Here is a 21,200-nt window from a genome sequence, read left to right as displayed (position 1 = left end):
GCCGATGTCAGCGGGTCGGCCGCACGGTCGGACGCCCAGGGCGGGTGGTCGCCGCAGACGGCGACGGCGACTCGGCGACCACCAGGGTGACCCGCTGATTCGGAAGCACAGGGGTGCCGGCACGAGGATCGGTCTCGATCACCGTGCCCGAGGGCCAGCCGCTGCCCGTACGGAACCGGATCTGGTACGTCAACCCGAGTTGGTCGAGTACCTCCCGCGCCACCGCCTCGGGCAGACCGACCAGGATCGGCATGGGCACCGCGCCCGGTGGAGTGGTACGGGTCGTGGGGGTCTGGGTGGTGGTCGACGGCGACGGTGTGGGGCTGCCCTGCGGGGCAGGTGACGGCGCCGAGGTTGCTGACGGTGTGGGGACCGGGCGTGGTCCGGACGCTGGACCACCCTGACTTGCCTGGACGATGAGCCAGACACCGAAGCCGAGGACCGCGAGGAGGAACAACGCTATGACACCGAGCAGGATCGGCATCCACCAGCGGCCGTTGTCGTAGTCGACCTCGTCGTACCAGTCCGGGGGTGCACCGCCTCGGATGCCCGCCGGCACCTCGGCCCGGCCCGACCACGGCCTCGGCGGTTGCTGCGCTGGAGCCGCCGGCGGATGGTGCACCGAAGCCGCCGGCGGGTGCTGCGCCGGCAGCGGCGCGGTCCCGCCCGGCTCCGCCGGGCGAGGAACGGGTTGGGTGCTCGCCTCATCCGTCCCGGTAACCCGGGGCAGTTCGCCGGTCTGCTCCAACGACTCGTCGGGGTCTACCTGGCCGCTGGGGTCTACCTGGCCGCCGGGGCCCGCCCGGTCGTTGGGGGCCGCCTGGCCGTCACGGTCTCCGGAGTCGCCCGGTGGCTGCTGACGGTCGTCGGCCATAGCACGTACTCTCCCACCGCACGGGTGGCCGATGCCGACAATCGTGCAACTTGTCCCGGCCTGGGAGATTCACCGGTACGGCGTGGTGCGCGGCCCGACCATCAGGGTGTGGGCGACTCAGGCGTGTCGTCGTCGGACTCTTCGCCGTCCTGGCCGCAGTGGATCTGCACCTGGTCGTTCCACCGCTTCTCCGCCGCCGCCTCCGGCTTCTGCTTGGTGACCGTGCCGGAGTCGGTCTTCGCGTACTTCGGCTCCAGCCCGGCATCGACGAGCTTGGCCGCCGCCTGTTGACAGCTCAGTCCGACGACGTTCGGGACGACCACCTGGGGCGCCTCGCCGATCACGAAGACCTGCACGACGCGGCCCGGTCGTACCGGGTCACCGGCCAGGGGGACAGTGCTCGAAATACTGCTGTTCTGCCCCGCGCCCCCGAAGTGGAACGCCCATTTCAGTCCCTGGGCACGCAGCTCCTGCCGGACATCCTTGAAGTTCCGGCCGACCAGATCGGGCATCAGGACCTGCCCGGCGGGCGGGGTGGTCTGCTTGTTGGTGGGCTTCACGGACTGCTGGGTCGGTTTCGCCGCGCTGGTCGTCTGTGGTGCGACCGTGGGGGTGGTCTGTCCTGCGAGCGGCACGTCGTCCTGCTCGGACTTGGCCAGTAGCCACCCGCCCACCGCACCGACGGTGGCGAAGAGCGCGATCGCGACGACGCTCCCGGCTACCAGGGACATCCGCCCAGACCGGGCTGGCTGCCCTCCGGGTGGCGTACCCCAGCTACCGCTTCCGTCAGTCATTACGACTCCCGCCTCGCCTCCGATGACCGGATCGTACGGGTCTCCCCGCGTCCGGTGCACGGCCCGCCCCGCTGAGCGGACGGAGGGCACGCCGTCCGGTACCGGCGCGATCAGGCGGACGGAGCACCGCCGATGCATCTTGGTAGCGTGCGATTATGTCCGCCCGGTCGACACGTCCTGGTTCGAATGGCTTCCCGGCACGCCGTGACCCGGTCGCCCCGAAGCCGCCTTCGGCGCTGGAGTTGGCCACCGTCGAGGACCACGACCTGGCCGACGAGGCGACGTACCGAAGGTTGGCCTTCTTCGACCTCGACCTCTCCGGACGCCGCGCGGATTCGGTGGAGTTCACCCAGTGCCGGGTGAAGGGGACGGACCTGAGCGGCACCCAACTCGACGGGGCCCGGCTCGACGACTGCCTGTTCGAGCATGCGAACCTGGCAAACCTCCGCGCCGAGAAGTCGTCGATGTTCCGGGTACGACTGTCGACGGCCCGGATGACCGGTCTGCACTGGGTCAACGGCGCCTTACGAGATGTGACGATCTCCGACTGCCGACTCGACCTTTCGTCGTTCCGGTTCACCGCCTTCCAGCACGTGGTCTTCCAGGGATGCAACCTGGGCCAGGCGGACTTCCAGAACGCGGACCTACGTGGTGCCTCGTTCGTCGACTGCGACCTGACCAGCGCGCAGTTCTCCCACGCCCGGATGGCCGGGGCCCGGTTCACGAACTGCGCCCTAGCCGGAATCGGTGGGGTCACCAGCATGTCCGGCGCGGCCGTGGCCCGCCAGGATCTGGTCACCCTGTCCCATGTCCTGGCCGGTGCGCTGGGCATTCGCATCGAGGAGGACGACTAGTCGACCGGCCAGGTGTGCACCGGGGCGTTGGTGGCCTGCAGTTCGCGGTAGCGGCGCAACATGTGATGCAGCGCCGCCGGGCGGTCCAGGCCTCGGCCTTGTTCGGCCGCGAACACCGACTCGGTCTGCCACACCGCACCGTTGCGCCCGGTACGGCACCGTTGCTCGATGATGCCGAGCAACCGGTCCCGGTGATCGGGGTCGACACCAAACCGGTCCAGCCCTACCGCCGCCCGGGGCAGGAGCACGTCGAGGACCAGGTTGCTGACGCGTACGTCGCCGAGCCTCGGCCAGTAGACGGTCGCGTCCATGCCCCGACGGGCTGCCGAGTGGAAGTTCTCCTCGGCGGCGCTGAACGTCAGTTGGCTCCAGATCGGGCGGTCGGCCTCGGCCAGCTCCCGGGTCAGTCCGAAGTAGAAGGCAGCGTTGGCGAGCATGTCGACCACGGTCGGGCCAGCCGGCAGCACGCGATTTTCGACCCGCAGGTGCGGACGACCGTTCATGATGTCGTAGACCGGCCGGTTCCAGCGGTAGACGGTGCCGTTGTGCAGCCGTAGCTCTCCCAACTGGGGAACTCCGCCGTTGTGCAGGACCTCGACCGGGTCCTCGTCTTCACAGATGGGCAGTAGCGGCGGGAAGTAACGGACGTTCTCCTCGAACAGATCGAAGATCGATGTTATCCACCGTTCGCCGAACCAGACCCGGGGACGTACGCCCTGGGCCTTCAGCTCGTCCGGCCGGGTGTCGGTTGCCTGCTCGAAGAGGGCGACCCGGGTCTCGGCCCACAGGTGTCGCCCGTAGAGGTACGGCGAGTTGGCCCCGATGGCTACCTGGACCCCGGCGATGGCCTGGGATGCGTTCCAGTAGTTGGCGAAGGTGTCCGGCGAGACCTGGAGATGGAACTGCACGCTGGTGCAGGCCGCTTCCGGCGCGATGGAGTCGGTGTAGGTCTGTAACCGCTCGACTCCCCGGATGTCCATCTCGATGTCCTCACCCCGGGCCGCCACGATCTGCTCGTTGAGCACCCGATAGCGCTTGTCGGTGGAGAGGTTTCCCTCGACCAGGTGCCGGGAGGTGAGGGTGGGCAGGATGCCGATCAGCACGATCCCGGCGTCGGACTTCGCCGCCCGCTCGTCGGCCCGGCCGAGACTGGTCACCAGGTCCTGCTCGTAGTCGGCGAACCCGGCCCCCTCGATGAGCCGCGGTCGGGCATTGAGTTCCAGGTTGAACCGGCCGAGTTCGCTCTGGAACAACGGATCGGCGATGTCGGCGAGGATCTCCGCGTTCCGCATCACGGGTTCGGCGGCGGAGTCGACCAGGTTGAGCTCGATTTCCAGACCGGTGGTGGGGCGGTCGGCGTCGAAGCCGAAGTCGTCGAGCATCAGCGCGAAGACGTCCAGGCACCGGCGTACCTTCTGCCGGTAGTGAACGCGATCCTCCCGCGAGAAGGCACTTCGCGAGACGTCCCTGCCCATGTGGCCCTCCCCGGCACAGCACGAAGTCAACGGCTGGACGGATCCCTACCCACCCAGCGGTGCTGTGGAACTAACACGGTAGAAGCGCGGCCGCCCTGCGGCCAGGGACAAAACGGGCCCTGTAGGCAGGCGGTGATCACGCAACTTCATTCGGTGCACGTCAGGGCGTCGGAGTGAGATAACCCACTGCTCCCCAAAGGACACTGACCGCTATGAAACAGCCGAAAGGCTCCGGTGACCAGTGATGGTTACCGGAGCCTTCGGTCGAGCCCGAGGAACGGTCAGGGAAGCGCGAGTCCCCGACCCCTTCCGCTCACGGCTGGCGGATCGCCTCGCCCTCAATCTCGATCTTCACCTTCTTGCCGACCAGGATGCCACCGCTTTCCAGCGCGACGTTCCAGGTCAAGCCGAAGTCCTCGCGGTCGATCTCGGTCGACGCGGTGAACCCGAAGACGTCCTGCCCGAACGGGCTGCGTCCGGCACCCTCGAACTCGACCTCAAGATCCACGGTCCGGGTGACACCCTTGATGGTCAGCTCACCGGTGAGCACGAACTCGTTACCGCTGTGCGACTTGACCCCGGTGCTGTGGAATTCCAGCGTCGGGAACTGCTCCACGTCGAGGAAGTCGGCGCTGCGCAGGTGCACGTCCCGGTCACCCTGGCCGCTCGCGATGCTGGCAGCCTGGATGGTCGCGGTCACCGAGGACTTCAGCGGGTCCTCGTCGATGGTGACGGCGGCCTCCACCTCCGTGAATTCGCCCCGCACCTTGCTCACCATCATGTGCCGCGCCACGAAACCGACCCGCTTGTGCGCCTGGTCGAGCAGGTAGGTGCCAGCCGTCGGGATGGTCAACCCCGCCCAGTCGCGGGTGGGCTCGCCGGTGCTGGTGGTCATGGTGATCCTCCGCCAAATTAGTTGAATATGCCAACGGCTACGCCAGCAACTATAGCGTCAGCAATATTCCGCGTGTCAAGTACTGTTACGATGACCTGGTGAGCCAAGACCCGTTCGACGATCCGCGCATCACCGCCGTCGGCCTGCTCGTCGAGGCGTACACCGGGCTGCTGTCCCGGTTTGCGGCTCAATATGAAGAGCACGGCCTTTCCGTGGTGGAGTTCGAGGTGCTGACCCGGCTGGCCCGCTCGCCGAACAAGCAACTCCGGATGACCGACCTCGCTGCCCAAACCTCCCTGTCGACCAGCGGAGTCACCCGGGTGGTCGACCGGATGGAGCGGGACGGGCTGCTCCGTCGCCGCGCCTGCCCCTCGGACCGGCGCAGTCTGCACGCGGTGGTCACCCAGACTGGGCTGGACCGGCTCGCCGAGACCCTGCCGGGCCACCTGGAGATCATCGAACGCTGGTTCACCGGCCAACTCGATGCCGAGACCCTACGGATCATGCTTGACGGCCTGCGCACCGTGCGCGATGCCGTACATCCCGGTGCCACCCTTGGATCCACCGGGTCGCCCGACCACCCACAGCTTCCGTCGGACTGACCACCGCAGATGACCCTCGGCTCAACTGTCGACCGGCTGCCGGCTGCTCGCCTCTCGCGCCATCGGTACCCGAGCGCGGCCAGCGGACACCCGGCCGTACAGCCGGCGCAGGGGTGCCGGCGCCCACCAGTTCCACTCGCCGAGCAGACTCATCACCGCCGGCAACAGGAGGCCCCGGACCACCGTCACGTCGAGCAGCACAGCGACGGCCATGCCGAAGCCGATCTCCTTCACCGCGGTCAGCTCACCCAGTAGGAACCCCAGGAAGACGACGATCATGCAGCCGGCCGCCGTGGTGACCACCCGGCCGGTACGGGTGATCCCCGCCAGCACCGCCCGAGCGCTGGCCCGCGCCCGAGCGGCGGGCGTACGCAGCTCCCGATAGCGGTCCCACTCCTCCCGAATACGGGCGAGTAGGAACACCTCGTAGTCCATCGAGAGCCCGAAGACGAAGACGAAGAGCAGGACCGGGGTGGTGACATCGAGCGCACCCCAGGATTCGACTCCGAGCAGCGCGGAACCGATCCCCCACTGGAACACCACCACCAGCACCCCGAGGGTGGCCAACAGGGTCAGGACGTTCAGCACGAGCGCCTTGACCGGGACCAGCACCGACCCGGTCAGGGCGAAGAGCAGTAGCGCGGTGGTCACCACCAGCACCAGTACGGCCAGGGGCAGTCGGTCCGCCACCGAGTCGCGGTAGTCCACCAGCTCGGCCGCCGGGCCGCCCACCAGCACCCGGAAGGGTGCTTCCAGGGATCGCACCTCCCGGACCAGCGCCCGCGACTCGGGGCCGCCGGTCGTACCCTTCGGCGTCAGGTCGATCACCAGAGCAGCCCCCGGCACATCCGGCCGCGGCTGCATCCGGATCACCTGCGGCAGTCGGTTGAGCTGGTTCATCAGGTCCCGTACCGCCGCCGAGGTCGGATCGGCCTCCACCACCACGACCACTGGTGCCGCCCGGTTCGCCTGGAAGTCGCGCAGCATGACGTCATGCACCTGCCGGGCTTCCATCGACCTCGGCAGGGTCCGCGCGTCCGAGTCACCGAGGTTGGCCCCGAGCAGGAACGGCCCGGCAAGCAACAGCAGACCAACCGACACGGTAAGGGCCACCGGAGCGGGGTGCCGCTGCGCGAAGCCGGCCAGCCGGCCGAGAATTCCTGGAGTGGTGCCGCTGGCTGGCTGTATCGGCCGAAGGCTCCGCAGTCGCCGGCTCGGCGTGGCAATGCGTCGGTGCCCGACCGCGATCAGGGCCGGCACGACGGTCAGCCCGGCGGCGGTGGCCAGTACGACCACCAGTGCCCCGCCCAGGGCCATCGCCGCCAGCAGTGGCTCGGCGAAGACGTACAGTCCGGCCATCGCCACGCCGACGGCGGCCCCGGAGACGACGACGGCCCGACCGGCGGTGGCCATGGTCCGGGCCAGCAGCTCCGCCGGCTCGCCAGCAGCGTCGGCGGCGTACTCCTCCCGGAACCTCATGATCACCAGAAGCGCGTAGTCGACCGTCAGGCCGATGCCCAGCAGGGTGACCACGTTGACCGTGAACTCACTGACCTCGGTCACCGCCGCCAGACCGAGCAGGCCGAGCAGCGTCCCGGCCACCGCCGCCAGCGCCGCCACCAGCGGGAGCACGCCCGCCAGCAGACCGCCGAGGAGCAAAACCAAAACCACCACGAGTACGACCAGCGCCACCGACTCGCCAACGGCCGCGTCCCGGATCGCCTGCTCGGCGAAGGCACGCTCGGCCAGCGTCTCCCCGCCGACCAGCACCTGCGGTGCGTCGATCCCGCGCAGCAGCCCGGTCACCCGATCCTCGACCCGTTCCCGTTCCGCCTCGGGCAGCCCGTCGACCAGTTCGACCACGACCAGGGTGCTGCGGTTGTCGGCACCGATCCGGCCGCCCGGTGATCCGTACAGGTCTTCGACGTCGGCCACGCCGGGCACGGCCCGCAGCTCGGCGGCTACCTTCGTGACACTCTCCACCAGCGGCGGGTCGTACGGGTCCCGGTCCCGTACGACGGCGACCACGAGCGGCCCCTCGGGCAGGAGTTCGATGATCCGCCGCTCGGCGATCCGGGACTCGGCGTCGGCGCGCAGGTTCTCCGGCTGTCCCAGCCGGTCGAAGACCTGACCGCCGAAGACGATTCCGAGGGCAGTGAGGATGAGCCAGCCGCCCAGCACCGGCCACCGCCAGCGGAACATCGCCCGCCCGATCCCAGCGAACATGCCCGACCTCCGCCACGGCGTCCGCACGGTCGCCTATGCCGGACATGCAAACACCGGCGGAGCCGACGGGCAGTCAGCTATCGGTCAGCCGGACCCACTAACCGCAGCGGTCTGGGTGCCCCTGGTGCTTGGCCCACTCGTGGGCCAGGATGGCCATGTCGTGTGCGTCGACCCAGGCGTCCTCCCAGCGCAGCGCCTGCCGCCGGGTGCCCTCGTGTACGAAACCGATCTTCTCGTAGACGTGCCGAGCGCGCGGATTGAAGTCGTAGACCTCCAGCGAGACCCGGTGAAGCCCGACCGTCTCGAACGCGTGCCCCAGGATCAGCCGGATCGCCTCGCTGCCGAATCCCCGGCCAAACGCACGAGTCCCGACCAGCGCGATCCGCAGGGAGCACGACAGGTTGTCCACGTCGAACTCGTTGAGGACCACCTCACCGACGTACCCGCCGGTGGCGCGCTCGACGATCGCGAGGTCGAGCCGATCGTCGTGGTCGGCCCGAGTCGCGTACCACTGCTCCAACGCCTCGATGTTGAACGACGCATGTGAGCCGGTCAGGCGGCCCACCTCCGGGTCGGAGACCAGCTCGACCAGGCCCGGCACGTCGGCCGCCTCCACCGGCCGCAGCAGGACCAGCTCTCCGGTCAGCGTGGGCTTCTCGGCGAGGCTGATCTTGATGTGGGTGCTGATCGACATGTCAGCGATCATGCCGGCGCTACGCCCCCGGAACGAACCATTTTTGCCGGTCGTCGGCCCCGACTAGAGCCCCAGATCGCGTGCGATGATCATCCGCTGTACCTCCGACGTGCCCTCGCCGATCTCCAGGATCTTCGAGTCCCGCCAGAAGCGGCCGACCGCGAACTCGTTCATGAAGCCGTACCCGCCGTGGATCTGGGTCGCCTCCCGGGCGTTGTCCACCGCGACGGTGCTGGCGTGCAGCTTCGCGATGGCGGCCTGCCGCTTGAAGTCCGCACCGGCCAGCATCCGGGCCGCCGCGTCGTAGTACGCGAGCCGGGCCGTGTGCGCCTTCAGCTCCATATCAGCGATCTTGAACTGGATCGCCTGGTAGTTGCCGATCGGCTGGCCGAAGGCGTGCCGCTCCTTGGCGTACCGGATCGACTCGTCGACACAGCCCTGGGCGAGGCCGACCGCGAGGGCGGCGATGGCGATCCGCCCCTCGTCGAGGATCCGCAGGAACTGGGCGAAGCCCCGACCCCGCTCACCGAGCAGGTTCTCGGCCGGCACGCGACAGTCCTCGAAGGTCAGCTCGTGGGTGTCCGACGCGCACCAGCCCACCTTGGAGTAGCCGGGCGCCACCGTGAAACCGGGTGTACCGGACGGCACGATGATCGTGGAGATCTCCTTACCACCGTCCGGGCGGGTGCCGGTGACGGCGGTGACGGTGACCAGCGACGTGATGTCGGTACCCGAGTTGGTGATGAACGCCTTCGATCCGTTGATCACCCAGTGGTCGCCGTCCAGGACGGCCCGGGTCTGGGTGCCGCCGGCATCCGATCCGGTGCCCGGCTCGGTCAGCCCGAAACCGGCCACCGCCTCGCCACTGATCAGCTTCGGGAGCCACTGTGCCTGCTGTGCCGGCGTACCGAACCGGTAGATCGGCATGATGCCCAGCGAAACCGCCGCCTCCAGGGTGATCGCCACACTGGAGTCGATCCGGGCCAGCTCCTCCAGCGCCAGGCAGAGCGCGAAATAGTCGCCGCCCATGCCGCCGTGCTCCTCTGGGAAGGGCAGGCCGAAGAGCCCCATCTTGCCCATCTGCCGGACCACCTCGTACGGGAAGGTGTGCTGCTCGTAGTGCTCGGCGGCGACCGGTGCGACCACCTCGCGGGCGAAGTCCCGCACGCTCTGCCGCAGCGCCTCGTGCTCTTCGTTGAGCCGGAAGTCCATATCTCTGTCTCCTAGCCGTGGATCCGCCGGGAACGCTTGTGACGTCGAGGACGGGGACGGGGACGGGTGGTCTGTTGATCGGGCCAGGCTGGCCAGGTCGCCGGGATGGCTTCCCACCGGGGCGGTGCTAGACCGGCGTGACGCCGTGCCGACGCCGGGAGAAGTGCCGCTCCTTACCGCGTGCGGCCGTGAACCGCCGGACCAGTTCGGCCCGCAGTTCGTGCGGCTCGACGATCGCGTCGATCACCAGTTCGCTGGCCAGTCGCACGATGTCGATGTCGCGCTCGTACTCCTCGCGGCGGGCGGCGACGAAGGCGGCGCGCTCGTCGGGGTCGGCGATCGCTGCGATCTTGTTGGCGTAGACCGCGTTGACGGCGGCCTCCGCGCCCATCACCGCGATCTTCGCCGTGGGCAGCGCGATCGTCGCGTCCGGCTCGAAGCCGGGACCGGCCATCGCGTAGAGGCCGGCACCGTACGCCTTGCGCACCACCACACAGATCTTGGGTACGGTCGCCTCGGAGATCGCCGTGATCATCTTTGCGCCGTGTCGGATGATGCCCTGCTTCTCCACCGTCGTACCGACCATGAACCCGGGCACATCGGAGAGGAAGAGCAGCGGCACGTTGAACGCGTCGCAGAGCTGCACGAACCGGGTCGCCTTGTCGGCCGAGTCGACGAAGAGCACCCCACCCTTGAACATCGAGTTGTTGGCGACCACGCCGACGACCTCGCCGTTGAGCCGCCCGAACCCGATCGTCAGCTCCTTGGCCCAGAGCGCCTGGATCTCCAGGAAGGACCCCTCGTCGAGCAGGCCCTTGACGTACCGGCGCATGTCGAACGCCTGCCGCTCGCTGGCCGGTACGAGGCTGGCCAGGTCCACCTTGGCCGGTGCGTCGACCGCCGGGGCGGACGGCGGCGACTGGGTCCAGTTGGCCGGCAGGTAGGACAGGTAGCTCTTGACCACGTCCAGCGCGTCGGCCTCGGTCTTGCAGAGGAAGTGCCCGACGCCCGACTCGGCGCAGTGCACCCGCGCCCCGCCCATCGCCTCCAGGGTGGTCTTCTCGCCGGTCACCATCTCGACCATCCGGTCGGAGCCGAGGTACATGCTGGCGTTGCCGTCCACCATGGCCACCACGTCACAGAACGCCGGGATGTACGCCCCACCGGCCGCGCTCGGGCCGAAGAGGGCGCAGACCTGCGGAATCGAGCCGGAGGCGCGTACCTGGTTCCAGAAGATCTTTCCGGCACCCCGGCGGCCAGGGAAGAGGTCGACCTGGTCGGTGATCCGGGCCCCGGCCGAGTCGACCAGGTAGACCATCGGCTGTCCGGCGGCGTACGCCCGCTCGATGATCCGGATGATCTTCTCGACCGTACGGGCACCCCAACTGCCGGCCTTGACGGTGGAGTCGTTGGCCATCAGGCAGACCGGCCGACCGTCGATGGTGGCCGTGCCGGTCACCACGCCATCGGCCGGTAGTCCGTCGGCGGTGGCGTTGGCGAGCAGTCCGTCCTCGACGAAGGAGCCCTCATCCACGAGGAGTGCGATGCGCTCCCGGGCGAAGAGTTTTCCCTTGGCGGCGTTGGCCGCGTGGTACTTCTCCGCGCCCCCCGCCCGGACCCGCTTACGTAGCTGCTCCAGCGTCTCACTGTCGAGCGTCACGCCGACTCCCTCGCCACACCGCCACCCTGAACGATCGTTAGGCTAGCGTATCCGGCGGCGGCGCGGCGACCACGGCGCGACGACGGGACCGATCAGGATGCGGTCAATCGGGTACGCGGGCCGGCTCGCAGCACGCCGGAAGGCAACTCCCGACCGACCAACTCCTCGGCCAGTGCCGCCGCATCCAGCAAGGCGTCCAGGTCGATCCCGGTGTCGATGCCCATGTCGTGCAGCATGTGCACCACCTCCTCGGTGGCCACGTTGCCGCTGGCCCCCGGCGCGTACGGGCAGCCGCCGAGGCCAGCGACGCTGGCGTCGTACTCGGTGATGCCGAACTCCAGCGCGGTCAGGATGTTGGCCAACGCCGTACCCCGGGTGTTGTGGAAGTGCAGCAGCAGCGGAATCTCCGGCTGGCGGTCGCGGACGGCGGTCAACAACTCCCGGACCCGGCGCGGAGTCGCCATCCCGGTCGTGTCACCGAACGCGACCCGGTCCGCGCCGTCGGCGACCACCCGGTCGACGATCTGTGCCACCCGGGCCGGGTCGATGTCCCCCTCGTACGGGCAGCCGAAGCTGGTCGAAATGATCACCTCGGCGATGGCACCGGATCCGTGCAGCAGTGCGATCAGCCCGGCGATGTCGTCCAGCGACTCGGCGGTGGACCGGTTGACGTTGCGTCGGTTGTGCGTGTCGCTGGCCGAGACCACCACCTCGATCTCGGTGAACCCGGCGGCCAGGGCTCGCTGCGCGCCCCGGGTGTTGGGCACCAGCGCCGAGTAGCGGACGTTCTCGTTGCGCTGTGCCCGCGCCCAGACCTCGTCGGCGTCGGCCATCTGCGGGATCGCCTTGGGGTGCACGAACGACACCGCCTCGATCCGCCGTACGCCGGTGGCCGACAGCGCGTCGATCAGCCGCACCTTGGCGTCGGCCGGGATCGGGTCCTCGTTCTGCAGACCGTCGCGGGGGCCGACCTCGCGGATCGAGACGGAGTCCGGCAGTTGTGTCATGTGTCCTCACCTCGCTGTGAGCGACTGTCCGCTGACCGGACATCGGGCGTTTCCTATAGGGAAGCAGAGCGAAGGCGCTGACGGCCAGGGGCAGGGCCGTGGGCCAGGTCACTGCTCTCCGGACAAACAATCGTCAAGTCAGCTTGACGTCAAGGTGATCTGACGCAAGGGTGGACGACATGACGACACCTGACGAGTTGGAACGGCGGTTCACCCTCCTGACCGCCGTCGCCCGGTACGACGAACTCCGTATGCGGGACACCCTGGCCCCTCCGGCCGACGAGGAGACATCCGACAGCGAGGCGGACGTCCCACCACTGAACCGAAGCGAAGCATTGGAACTCCTCGCCCTGGGCGAATTGATCATGCGGAAGGCGGGCTACGGCCGACAGTTGGGCGTCCGTACCGCCCGGGCCGCCGGCGCATCGTGGACACAGATCGGTGCCGCTCTTGCCACCAGCAAACAGTCGGCCTGGGAGACCCACAACCGCTGGCTCCAGGAGCAGGACGATGAGTAACCACACCGGCGACACGATCCGCCCGTTCCGCCTCGACATTCCCGATGCCGACCTGGTCGACCTGCGGCAACGGCTCGACGCCACCCGATGGCCGAGCGAGGTGCCGGACGTTCCGTGGCGGCGCGGCGTGCCGCTGTCCTACCTCAAGGACCTGGTCGACTACTGGCGGACCGAATACGACTGGCGCGTCCACGAGGCGCGGCTCAACCAGAGCCCACAGTTCACCACCACGATCGACGAGATCGACATCCACTTCGTCCACGTACGTTCTCCCGAACCCGACGCACTGCCGTTGGTCATCACACACGGCTGGCCGGGCTCGATCGTGGAGTTCCTCGACATCATCGGCCCGCTCACCGATCCACGCCGATACGGCGGTGACCCCGCCGACGCGTTCCACCTGGTCCTGCCCTCGCTACCCGGGTTCGGGCTCTCCGGACCGATCCGCGAACCGGGCTGGGACACCACCCGCATCGCCCGCGCCTGGGCCGAACTCATGCGCCGCCTCGGCTACCACCGCTACGGCGCACAGGGCGGCGACTGGGGCCACACCATCACCCGGGAACTCGCCGTCATCGACGCCGACCACGTCACCGGTATCCACCTGAACACGCTGCTCACCCTCCCCTCCGGCGACCCGGCCGAGGCCGCCGCCCTCACCGACGCCGACCGGGCCCGGCTGGAACGAATGATCCGCGCCGAACCGGAGATGTCCGGCTACGCGAAGCTCCAGTCGACCCGGCCGCAGACGCTGGCCTATGCCCTGACCGACTCGCCGGTCGGTCAACTCGCCTGGATCATCGAGAAGTTCAAGGAGTGGACCGACTTTGTCGACGCACCGGAGGATGCGATCCCGCGTGACCTGCTCCTGACCAACGTAATGATCTACTGGCTCGGGGCCGCTGGCGGCTCCTCGGCCAACGTCTACTACGAGGCGGCCCACCCGACCGGTACGCCGCACCCACCCTCGTCGACGATGCCGACCGGGGTCGCGGTCTTCGCCCACGACATCGCCGCACCGGTACGGCGACTCGCCGAACGCGACAACAACATCGTGCACTGGTCGGAGTTCGATCGTGGCGGACACTTCGCCGCCATGGAGGAGCCCGACCTGTTCGTCGCCGACCTACGCGAGTTCTTCGCGCAGCTACGGTGACCGCCCTCTGCCTGACCCCCGGCCTGACCTCTGCCTGACCCCGACCTGCCCTCTGCCTGACCCCGACCTGACCGGGTCAGGTCGGCCTGACTCGGCCCGGCGGGGTGACACATGTGGCGTTCCCCGGCCGGGCCGGTGCAAGGAGAGGCTCAGCGCATCCGGCCGACGATGCCGGTGTCGTAGTCGCCGCTGACGAACTCGGCGTTCTCCAGCAACTCCGCGAAGAACGGCAGGTTGCACTTCGGGCCGACGACCTCGAAGCCGACCACCGCCGCCCGAGCCCGGGAGATCGCCTCCGCCCGGTCGGCACCGTGCACGATCAGCTTGGCCATCAGCGAGTCGTAGAACGGCGTCACCGTTGTCTCCGGCGCGTAGCCGGAGTCGACCCGTACCCCCTCGCCGGAGGGTTCCACCCAGGTCCGGATCGCCCCGGGACCGGGCAGGAACCGCTTCGGGTCCTCGGCGTTGATCCGCAACTCGATCGCGTGCCCGCGCGCCGTCAACGCGTCCGGGTCGAAGTGGGGGGCCAGACCAGCCGCCACCCGCAACTGCTCCTCGACCAGGTCCACTCCGTAGACCAGCTCGGTCACCGGATGCTCGACCTGGAGCCGGGTGTTCATCTCCAGGAAGAAGAATTCCTCGGCCCCGGGACCATCACCCTCGAAGTCCCGCTGACGTGGGACCAACAAGCACTCGACCGTACCGGCGTTGCGGTAGCCGACCGCTTCGCCGGCGCGTACCGCCGCCGCCAGCAGCCGCTCGCGCAGCTCGGGCGAGACGGCCGGCGACGGCGACTCCTCCACCAGCTTCTGGTTGCGGCGCTGCACCGAGCACTCCCGCTCACCGAGGGCGATCACCCGGCCGTCGGCCAGCCCCAGGATCTGCACCTCGACGTGGCGCACCCGGGGAAAGTAGCGCTCGATCAGCACCGAGCCGTCGCCGAACATCCGCTCGGCGAACGCGCGGACCTTGTCGTACTCGGTGCGCAGCGCGGCCTCGTCCACCGCCACGCCCATGCCCATCCCACCGCCGCCAGCGGCAGCCTTGACCATCACCGGGTAGCCGATGTCGGTCGCCGCGGCCACCGCCGCCTCGACGTCGGCGGCCGGGTCGGTCGTGCCGGGGGCCACCGGCACGCCGGCCGCCGCCATCAGGTTCCGGGCATTGATCTTGTCGCCCATCGCGGTGATCGCATCCGCGCCGGGTCCCACCCAAATCAGGCCGAGGCTCTCCACCGTACGGGCGAAGTCGGCGTTCTCCGACAGAAAGCCGTAGCCGGGGTGGATCGCCTGGACACCGGTCGACTTCGCGGCGGCGAGGATCGCCTCGGCGTTGCGGTAGCTCTGCGCCGGGTTGGCAGGTCCGATGCAGACCGCCTCATCAGCCTCGGTGACGAACGGAAGTCCGGCGTCCGCCTCCGAGTAGACCGCCACCGCCCGTACCCCCAGTCGTCGGGCGGTACGGATAATCCGACGGGCGATCTCGCCTCGGTTGGCGACGAGCAACGACTCGATCATGTCTGTCTCCCCGGGGTGTCCGGATGTTCTGTCGGGCACTAGAACATCACGGATGCCTCGCGATCACGAGTCTGGATCCACGAGCAGGGCAGCCAGGGTCGCGGCCCGCAGCAGGGCGGCCCGCCGCTGCCGGTCCACCTCACCACCGAGGAACGGGGTGGAGTTCATCAGGCCGAAGGCGGCGTGCGCCAGCACCCGGGCCTCGCCGGCCGACAGTCCCCGGTGCAACGCGGTCAGCAGCGAGACCCACTCCTCGACGTAGAGGCGCTGAAGCCGACGGATCTGCCGACGTGGCTCCTCGGGCAACCGGTCGAGTTCGTTCAGGTGCAGCGCGATGACCGCCGGGTTGGCCAGCGCGAACTCGACATGGAAGTCGATCAGTGACTCCAGCGCACCGCGCGGGTCGCTCGCCCGCTCCGCCACCCGGCTACGTCCACCGGCCAGCAACTCCTCACTTACCGGAATCAGGGCGGCGGCGAGCATCGCCTCCTTGCCGGCGAAGTGGTGGTAGAGGGCCGGGCCGGTGACCCCGGCCGCCGCGCCGATGTCGTCCATGGAGACGCCGTGGTAGCCACGGGCCGCGAAAAGGCCGACCGCGATCTCCAAGATCTCGTCGCGGCGCGACCGCCGCCGAGTCCCGGCGGGGACCGTTGGGGTCGCCGCTGATGTCACCTGCTGTTCCACCGTCACCCAGCCAGCCTAGCCATCGAGCGACAAATGGTTACCGACCGGTTTCCCACCTTCCCACCTGTCGCCCTCGACCCACAGCGGTCACTCGTCGGTGTCCAGGTCGTGCTCCGCCCGTAGCGCCTCTGCCTCCTCGTTGCGGCCCAACGCGACGAGCGCCTGGGACAGCAGCCACGCCGCCTGGCGTACCACCCCGGACCCGGCGGGCAGGCCGGCCACGGTACGCCGCAGAATCGGCTCCGCCTCGGCCGGCCGGTCCAGCCGCAGCAGACCCTCGCCGACGAGTAGTTCGACCTGGGTCGCCTCGCCGAACGCCTCGATCTCCCGCAGCCGCTCCGGCACGCCGTCCAGCCGGGCCAGGCCCTCCTCGGCCCGGTCGACGTTGAACAGGACTCGCGCCCCGGCGGCAGCCACCATCGACTGCTCCCAGACCGCAGCCGGCTCGCTCGCCACCTCGGCCGACAGGCCTGTCGCCGCCCGATCCGCCCGTTCGATCGCGGCCAGCGCCGCATCCGCCGAACCGGCCCAGTTCAACGCGTCCATCTCCCGGCGACGGGCCCGCACCTCGTCGAGGGGCAGCCCACCCAGCCGGTACGCCTCAGCCGCCGCCGCGAACCGCTGCGCGGCGACGCTGTCCCGGTCGGTGCGATAGAGCAGGTCACCGGCCTCCTCCAGCACCTCCCCCCGAGGACCCAGATTGTCCGGCCCGTCAAGGTTCTCCGCCAGCTGGTCGAACAGCCCCAACGCCAGATCGGTCTCACCGAGCGAGAGGTAGACGTTGGCCAGCAGGTGTCGACACCGGTCCGCGTCGGCCTGGTAGCCCAGCTTGGTCAGCTCGGAGACCGCTTCCTCGGCCGCCTCCGCCGCATCCAGCAGCTGCCCGGCCTGCTGGTAGGCGTTGGCCAACTCCCACCGCAGGTAGGCGGCACCGTCGGCGATTCCCCGCTCGGCGCAGAGCGCCACCGCCTCGACGAAGTCGTCGACCGCCTCGGCCGGTCGGTCCGCCGCCAGCAACGCGCGAGCCCGACCGGTCCGAGCCGGCAACGCCGCCTCGTCGGCGGGCACGTGAAGGGCCTCGTCCAGGGCGGCCACCACCTCGGCCGGGTCGTCCAAAGACTGGGCGTAGCAGATACACGCGGCGGCGAAGCCGTCCGGCAGGCCCAACGCCCGGTAGTGGTCCCGGGCTTCGGCCGCAGCCTGGCTCGACTCCGTACGCTGCTCCAACGCCTGGAAGCAGACCGCACGACGCAGGGTGATCCGGGCACTCAGGTAGGAATCGTCGACCTCGCTCGCGGCCTCGACCGCCGACTCGATCGCGGTGGCCGCCTCCGACCAGCGTTCCTGGGTGAACAGCGCCACGGCGAGCCGGTCGTACGCGCTGGCCCGCTCGGCCGGCGTACCGTGCTCGGCCAGGTAGGCCGCCGACTCCGTCACCAGGAGCAGCCCTTCGTCCTCCGCACCGGTCTGGCAGAGCAGTACGCCGAGCCGCCCGGCCACGATCTGCTCACGTACCGGATCCGGCAACTCCTGGTAGCCGACAACCGCCTGCCGGTTCGCCTCCGCCGCGCCGGTCAGATCGTCGGTGACACCGCACTCGACCGCCCGGAACTCGGCCCGCCGGGCCACCGTGCGAGGCGGCAGCTCCGCTTCGCCGAAGCGCTCGTCGAAGGCCCGCACGACCGCGACGACGTCCTCGATCCGCTCGGTCCGCCACAGTTCCTCGGCCTGGTCCAGCAACTGCTCCGGGGTGGCGTCCTCGGGCAGCGCCACCGCCGTGAGTACACGCATCATGAAGGGCTCGAAGATCTCCGTGAGGGACGTCGACTCGGCCGGGGCGGCGGTCTGGTCGGCGCTCGTGCCAGCCTCTGCCGGGGTGGACCGGGCTGTCTGCCGACGGGCGGTCGCCGACAGCGGCAGGTGCTCGCCGATCGGCTCCGTCGCCATCCGGTCGGTCGCCCCCGCCGACTGGCTGGTGGTGCCGTTACGCGCATCGAACCGGGCAGCGATCTCGGTGGCCACCCGGGCCAACTCGTCGGCAAGCACCCCCACCGGTACGTCAGCCGCCGGCCGATCCCCGTACGCCCGGCGGTGCGCGGTCAACTCGCCGTGGCCGGCTTGGTCCAACCGGCGCAGCACCGGCACCGCCGTGGAGGCGAACGCCATCGCCGCCGCCGGGGACGGTGCCCGGTCCAACCAGTCCAGGTGCCGCTCGACGATCTCCAGACCGCGTGCGTCGTTGCCGGTCAGTCCGCAGAACTCGACATGCTCCCCGATGTCCCACAGGTCGGCGAGGTTGCCCCGCACCGCCCGGTACGCCCGCTGATGCGCATCCCGGGCCGCGTCCCGCCGCCCGGTCCGCAGGTAGGGCAGGAGCAGCGAGACCAGGATGCCCTGCGGTTGCTCGGTGCAGGAGAGCCGGCCGGCGAGCACCGGCTCGGCCAGCGCAATCGCCTCCTCGTCCCGCCCGTTCTCGGCCAGGTAGGCGGCCTGCGCCGACGGGTCACAGCCGGCGCAGTCGGAGAGATCGTCGCGCGGTGTGGTGATCCACTTCCGGTACCACTCCTCGGCCTGCTCGACATCGCCCAGATGCCGAGCCACCCGGTGCCGGTACTTGTAGACCGCCTGCGGGCTGTGCCCACCCGCCCGGTACCGACGTTCCATGTCGTCCAGTACCGCGTACGTCCGGTCGAGCGGCACCTCGGGGAAGTTGAGCAACGCGTTGACCATGTACTTGAAGTGCCAGAGCAGGTTGTGCAGGTACTGCTGGTGGTAGGGGCGCGGTTTACGGTCGAAGTCGGCCAGACACCAGGAGAACGTGACGAACGACTTGACCGGCTCGCCCCCGTACACGTAGGCGTTCGTGCCGAGCATCCGGGCGGCGAACGCCATCTCCTCGTCACCAGCGGCATCCGCCTGCCGGATCAACTGCTCGACGGTGGCGATCTGCCCCGCGCCGTACGGCATGTTCGCCGCGTGCCGGAACTGCCGCCACAGATCGTCGTGGCTGGAGGTCATCCGATCATTCCTGTCCGGGGACGGCCCGGCCGAGCAGGCCGAGGAAGGAACTGTTCAACAGGGCGGCGTCGGCCGGGCGGATCGGGTGGTAGCCGAGCAGCAACGCCTGGCCGTACAGCGCCTCCACGGCGAGCCCGACCAGTTCCGGGTCGCCCAGTGTGGTGACCCGGCGCACCAGCGGGTTGCGGTGGTTGAGCACCAGTTGGGGCCGCTCCGGCGGCCCGGATGAGGCGAGCGCGTCCAGCACCCCGGCCCACACCTCGTCGGCCTGGTCACGGGTTGCCTGGAGCTGGTCGTGGAAGGCCGCCGACCGGCTGACCAGGTAGAGGGCGGGCAGCGACGGCGGATCGTACGCCCGCAGCACCACCTCGCAGCCGAGCCGGTCCAGGGCCTGCTGCGCGGCCTTGACGAACGGCCGCAGCGCCAGGTCCACCCCCGGGTCAAGCGCGTCGAACCGGGTGGTCAGGTCGGTCGGCTCCAGCCGTTCGATGAGCACCGAACGGTCCACGTTGGGCAGCCGCTCGATGATCTCCGTGTCGTACGTGTAACCACCGTTGACCACGGCCAGGTCCTGGGCTGCCGCCACCGCCGCGAGCTGTCGAAACTCGTCGATCGTGGCGGCGTACCGGACGATGCCGTGCCGCTGACGGAACTCGGCCAGCGTCATCTGACCGGTGTTGGTCTCCATCGGCCACCACTGCTCGACCAGCCCGAGCATCTCGTCGTCGTGCAACGCCAACGCCTTGACGCCGAGGTGGTGTACCTGGAGGAACTCGCCGAGCCGATGCGGCTCGGTACTGGCGAGCCGGACCAGCCAGGCGCGGAGCTGGTCACCAAGCGCCTCCCGGGTGCTCTCCAGCAGGCTGTCCTCGTACAGGGCCTCCCGGCTGGCGGTCGGGCGTAGTTCGCTCGCGTCCACCACGCACTGGGCGAAGAACGCCCAGTCGGGCAGCAGCCCCTCGGCTCCCTCGGTGAGCAGCATGCGCTTGAGGTAGACCCGGTGCCCGGCCCGCGCCGCCGGGTTGACCGGGGCGGGCAGCACGAAGGCCGCGCCGGTCAGTCCCGCCTCCGGCACCGACAGCGGCACCACGTCGAACGGGGTGAAGCCCAGCGTCTCCCGGGCGTACCGGATGAGTTCGTCCCGGCGGGCGGCGGGTGAACCGCCGACGGTGGCGGCCCACGGCGGCGGGCCGGCGGTCGTCTCGACACCGTCGACGTAGACGGTCACCGGTAGCAGCGAGCCGAAGAGTCGGGCCAGTTCGGTCACGGTCGGGACCGCGAACCACTGGTCGGCGTCGCGGCGGGGCACCAGGGTGACCGTCGTGCCCTGCTCCGCCCGGCCGGTGCCGGCTGGTGCCAATTGGATGCCGTATCGGCCGTCGGCGTAGCCGGTCCACAGGACCGTCGGCTCGTCGCCGTGCCGGGTCTGCACCCGGATCTCGTCGGCGACCAGGAAGCAGGAGAGCAGTCCGATGCCGAACTGACCGAGGAACTCGTGCCGGGCAAATCCCAATTCGTCCCGTTTGGAGCTGCGACCGATGGTGGCCAGCAACTCGTGCACCTGCGCCTCGGTGAGCCCGACGCCGGTGTCGGTCACCCGTAGGGTCCCGTCTCCGGTGGACGTGGGCGGCTGGATCCGGACCACCGCCGGAGCGGTGGGCTCGTTGGCCCGTCGGGCGGTAATCGCGTCTACCGCGTTTTGTAGCAGTTCCCGCAGATAGACCCGAGGGCTGCCGTACAGGTGATGGCTCAACAGGTCGACGATGCCCCGCAGGTCGACCTGGAAGGTGTGATCCACGCTCTTCTACTCTCCCGGTCCGTGCCGGTCGGCTCTCTCCCGGTGCGCTGCCGTCTCTTTTCGGTGCGCTGCCGGCGCCTACCGTACCGGTGATCACCGACAGTCCGCCGCCCCGATTTCCCTGGCGCGGTTCGGACCGACGACTTGACCCTCGACCTGCTCCACCCCCCAGCGTCACACCCCGTGGCCAGCCGCCCATTCGGGCGACGGCGGATG

At 69.5% G+C, this 21,200-nt stretch carries 17 protein-coding genes; 4 read left to right on the top strand and 13 right to left on the bottom strand.

The window, feature by feature from the left end; genetic code table 11:
• Positions 1-7 precede the first annotated feature (7 nt).
• Both FHR38_RS14425 and FHR38_RS14420 read right to left on the bottom strand, forming a co-directional pair.
• Positions 8-874, bottom strand: coding sequence for a Stk1 family PASTA domain-containing Ser/Thr kinase (locus FHR38_RS14425; RefSeq protein ID WP_184535157.1), 867 nt, complete (start codon positions 872-874; stop codon positions 8-10).
• 101 nt (positions 875-975) lie between these two features.
• The gene (locus FHR38_RS14420) at positions 976-1,668 is read right to left on the bottom strand and encodes a PASTA domain-containing protein (protein ID WP_184535156.1); all 693 of its coding nucleotides are present in this window, start codon (positions 1,666-1,668) and stop codon (positions 976-978) included.
• Between the two features lie 155 nt (positions 1,669-1,823).
• Between FHR38_RS14420 and FHR38_RS14415 the strand changes: the two genes are divergently transcribed.
• Positions 1,824-2,522 carry a pentapeptide repeat-containing protein gene (locus tag FHR38_RS14415; protein ID WP_184535155.1) on the top strand — a complete coding sequence of 233 codons (699 nt, stop codon included), beginning with the start codon at positions 1,824-1,826 and terminating at the stop codon, positions 2,520-2,522.
• Here the strand turns inward: FHR38_RS14415 and FHR38_RS14410 are convergent.
• Both FHR38_RS14410 and FHR38_RS14405 read right to left on the bottom strand, forming a co-directional pair.
• A complete protein-coding gene (locus FHR38_RS14410) occupies positions 2,519-3,997 on the bottom strand; it encodes a glutamate-cysteine ligase family protein (protein WP_184535154.1) in 1,479 nt (492 codons plus the stop codon). The two genes, FHR38_RS14415 and FHR38_RS14410, sit on opposite strands and share 4 nt — an antisense overlap.
• Before the next feature lie 313 nt (positions 3,998-4,310).
• The gene (locus FHR38_RS14405) at positions 4,311-4,892 is read right to left on the bottom strand and encodes a YceI family protein (RefSeq protein WP_184535153.1); all 582 of its coding nucleotides are present in this window, start codon (positions 4,890-4,892) and stop codon (positions 4,311-4,313) included.
• Between the two features lie 98 nt (positions 4,893-4,990).
• Here FHR38_RS14405 and FHR38_RS14400 point away from each other — a divergent pair, with 98 nt between their 5' ends.
• Positions 4,991-5,494 (top strand): MarR family winged helix-turn-helix transcriptional regulator, encoded by a 504-nt coding sequence (locus FHR38_RS14400; RefSeq protein ID WP_184535152.1) that lies wholly within the window; start codon positions 4,991-4,993, stop codon positions 5,492-5,494.
• A 21-nt stretch (positions 5,495-5,515) separates the two neighbouring features.
• On the opposite strand, the gene FHR38_RS14395 is transcribed toward FHR38_RS14400, so the two are convergent.
• The 5 genes from FHR38_RS14395 to FHR38_RS14375 form a co-directional block, all read right to left on the bottom strand.
• Positions 5,516-7,720, bottom strand: a complete 2,205-nt coding sequence (locus tag FHR38_RS14395) for an MMPL family transporter (RefSeq protein WP_246446534.1) — start codon at positions 7,718-7,720, stop codon at positions 5,516-5,518.
• 97 nt (positions 7,721-7,817) lie between these two features.
• The gene (locus tag FHR38_RS14390; protein ID WP_246446532.1) at positions 7,818-8,414 is read right to left on the bottom strand and encodes a GNAT family N-acetyltransferase; all 597 of its coding nucleotides are present in this window, start codon (positions 8,412-8,414) and stop codon (positions 7,818-7,820) included.
• 63 nt (positions 8,415-8,477) lie between these two features.
• A complete protein-coding gene (locus tag FHR38_RS14385) occupies positions 8,478-9,626 on the bottom strand; it encodes an acyl-CoA dehydrogenase family protein (RefSeq protein WP_184535150.1) in 1,149 nt (382 codons plus the stop codon).
• A 127-nt stretch (positions 9,627-9,753) separates the two neighbouring features.
• Entirely contained in the window at positions 9,754-11,286 is a 1,533-nt protein-coding gene (locus FHR38_RS14380; RefSeq protein ID WP_184535149.1) for an acyl-CoA carboxylase subunit beta, read from the bottom strand.
• 92 nt (positions 11,287-11,378) lie between these two features.
• Positions 11,379-12,293, bottom strand: a complete 915-nt coding sequence (locus FHR38_RS14375; RefSeq protein WP_184535148.1) for a hydroxymethylglutaryl-CoA lyase — start codon at positions 12,291-12,293, stop codon at positions 11,379-11,381.
• Between the two features lie 179 nt (positions 12,294-12,472).
• Between FHR38_RS14375 and FHR38_RS14370 the strand changes: the two genes are divergently transcribed.
• The gene (locus FHR38_RS14370; RefSeq protein ID WP_184535147.1) at positions 12,473-12,811 is read left to right on the top strand and encodes a hypothetical protein; all 339 of its coding nucleotides are present in this window, start codon (positions 12,473-12,475) and stop codon (positions 12,809-12,811) included.
• Between the two features lie 16 nt (positions 12,812-12,827).
• On the top strand, positions 12,828-13,967 hold the full coding sequence (locus FHR38_RS14365) for an epoxide hydrolase family protein (protein WP_312882555.1): 1,140 nt from the start codon (positions 12,828-12,830) through the stop codon (positions 13,965-13,967).
• Positions 13,968-14,116: 149 nt separating this feature from the next.
• Here FHR38_RS14365 and FHR38_RS14360 read toward each other — a convergent pair whose 3' ends face one another.
• From FHR38_RS14360 to FHR38_RS14345, 4 genes are all read right to left on the bottom strand, one after another.
• Complete coding sequence (locus FHR38_RS14360) at positions 14,117-15,484, bottom strand: acetyl-CoA carboxylase biotin carboxylase subunit (RefSeq protein WP_184535145.1); 1,368 nt, start codon at positions 15,482-15,484, stop codon at positions 14,117-14,119.
• Positions 15,485-15,547: 63 nt separating this feature from the next.
• Positions 15,548-16,174, bottom strand: coding sequence for a TetR/AcrR family transcriptional regulator (locus tag FHR38_RS14355; RefSeq protein WP_376771405.1), 627 nt, complete (start codon positions 16,172-16,174; stop codon positions 15,548-15,550).
• Between the two features lie 81 nt (positions 16,175-16,255).
• Positions 16,256-19,186, bottom strand: coding sequence for a hypothetical protein (locus FHR38_RS14350; protein ID WP_184535144.1), 2,931 nt, complete (start codon positions 19,184-19,186; stop codon positions 16,256-16,258).
• Between the two features lie 4 nt (positions 19,187-19,190).
• The gene (locus tag FHR38_RS14345; RefSeq protein ID WP_184535143.1) at positions 19,191-20,984 is read right to left on the bottom strand and encodes an HSP90 family protein; all 1,794 of its coding nucleotides are present in this window, start codon (positions 20,982-20,984) and stop codon (positions 19,191-19,193) included.
• Positions 20,985-21,200 lie beyond the last annotated feature (216 nt).

It is taken from the genome of Micromonospora polyrhachis (assembly GCF_014203835.1).
Classification (GTDB): Bacteria; Actinomycetota; Actinomycetes; order Mycobacteriales; family Micromonosporaceae; genus Micromonospora_H; species Micromonospora_H polyrhachis.
Note: the sequence above shows the minus strand (reverse complement) of the source record. Positions and strands in the feature narration are given on the sequence as shown.

Coding starts and splice junctions, on each gene's coding strand:
- FHR38_RS14425 (WP_184535157.1), bottom strand. CDS start 874: ATGGCCGACGACCGTCAGCAGCCACCGGGCGACTCCGGAGACCGTGAC.
- FHR38_RS14420 (WP_184535156.1), bottom strand. CDS start 1,668: ATGACTGACGGAAGCGGTAGCTGGGGTACGCCACCCGGAGGGCAGCCA.
- FHR38_RS14415 (WP_184535155.1), top strand. CDS start 1,824: ATGTCCGCCCGGTCGACACGTCCTGGTTCGAATGGCTTCCCGGCACGC.
- FHR38_RS14410 (WP_184535154.1), bottom strand. CDS start 3,997: ATGGGCAGGGACGTCTCGCGAAGTGCCTTCTCGCGGGAGGATCGCGTT.
- FHR38_RS14405 (WP_184535153.1), bottom strand. CDS start 4,892: ATGACCACCAGCACCGGCGAGCCCACCCGCGACTGGGCGGGGTTGACC.
- FHR38_RS14395 (WP_246446534.1), bottom strand. CDS start 7,720: ATGTTCGCTGGGATCGGGCGGGCGATGTTCCGCTGGCGGTGGCCGGTG.
- FHR38_RS14390 (WP_246446532.1), bottom strand. CDS start 8,414: ATGTCGATCAGCACCCACATCAAGATCAGCCTCGCCGAGAAGCCCACG.
- FHR38_RS14385 (WP_184535150.1), bottom strand. CDS start 9,626: ATGGACTTCCGGCTCAACGAAGAGCACGAGGCGCTGCGGCAGAGCGTG.
- FHR38_RS14375 (WP_184535148.1), bottom strand. CDS start 12,293: ATGACACAACTGCCGGACTCCGTCTCGATCCGCGAGGTCGGCCCCCGC.
- FHR38_RS14370 (WP_184535147.1), top strand. CDS start 12,473: ATGACGACACCTGACGAGTTGGAACGGCGGTTCACCCTCCTGACCGCC.
- FHR38_RS14360 (WP_184535145.1), bottom strand. CDS start 15,484: ATGATCGAGTCGTTGCTCGTCGCCAACCGAGGCGAGATCGCCCGTCGG.
- FHR38_RS14350 (WP_184535144.1), bottom strand. CDS start 19,186: ATGACCTCCAGCCACGACGATCTGTGGCGGCAGTTCCGGCACGCGGCG.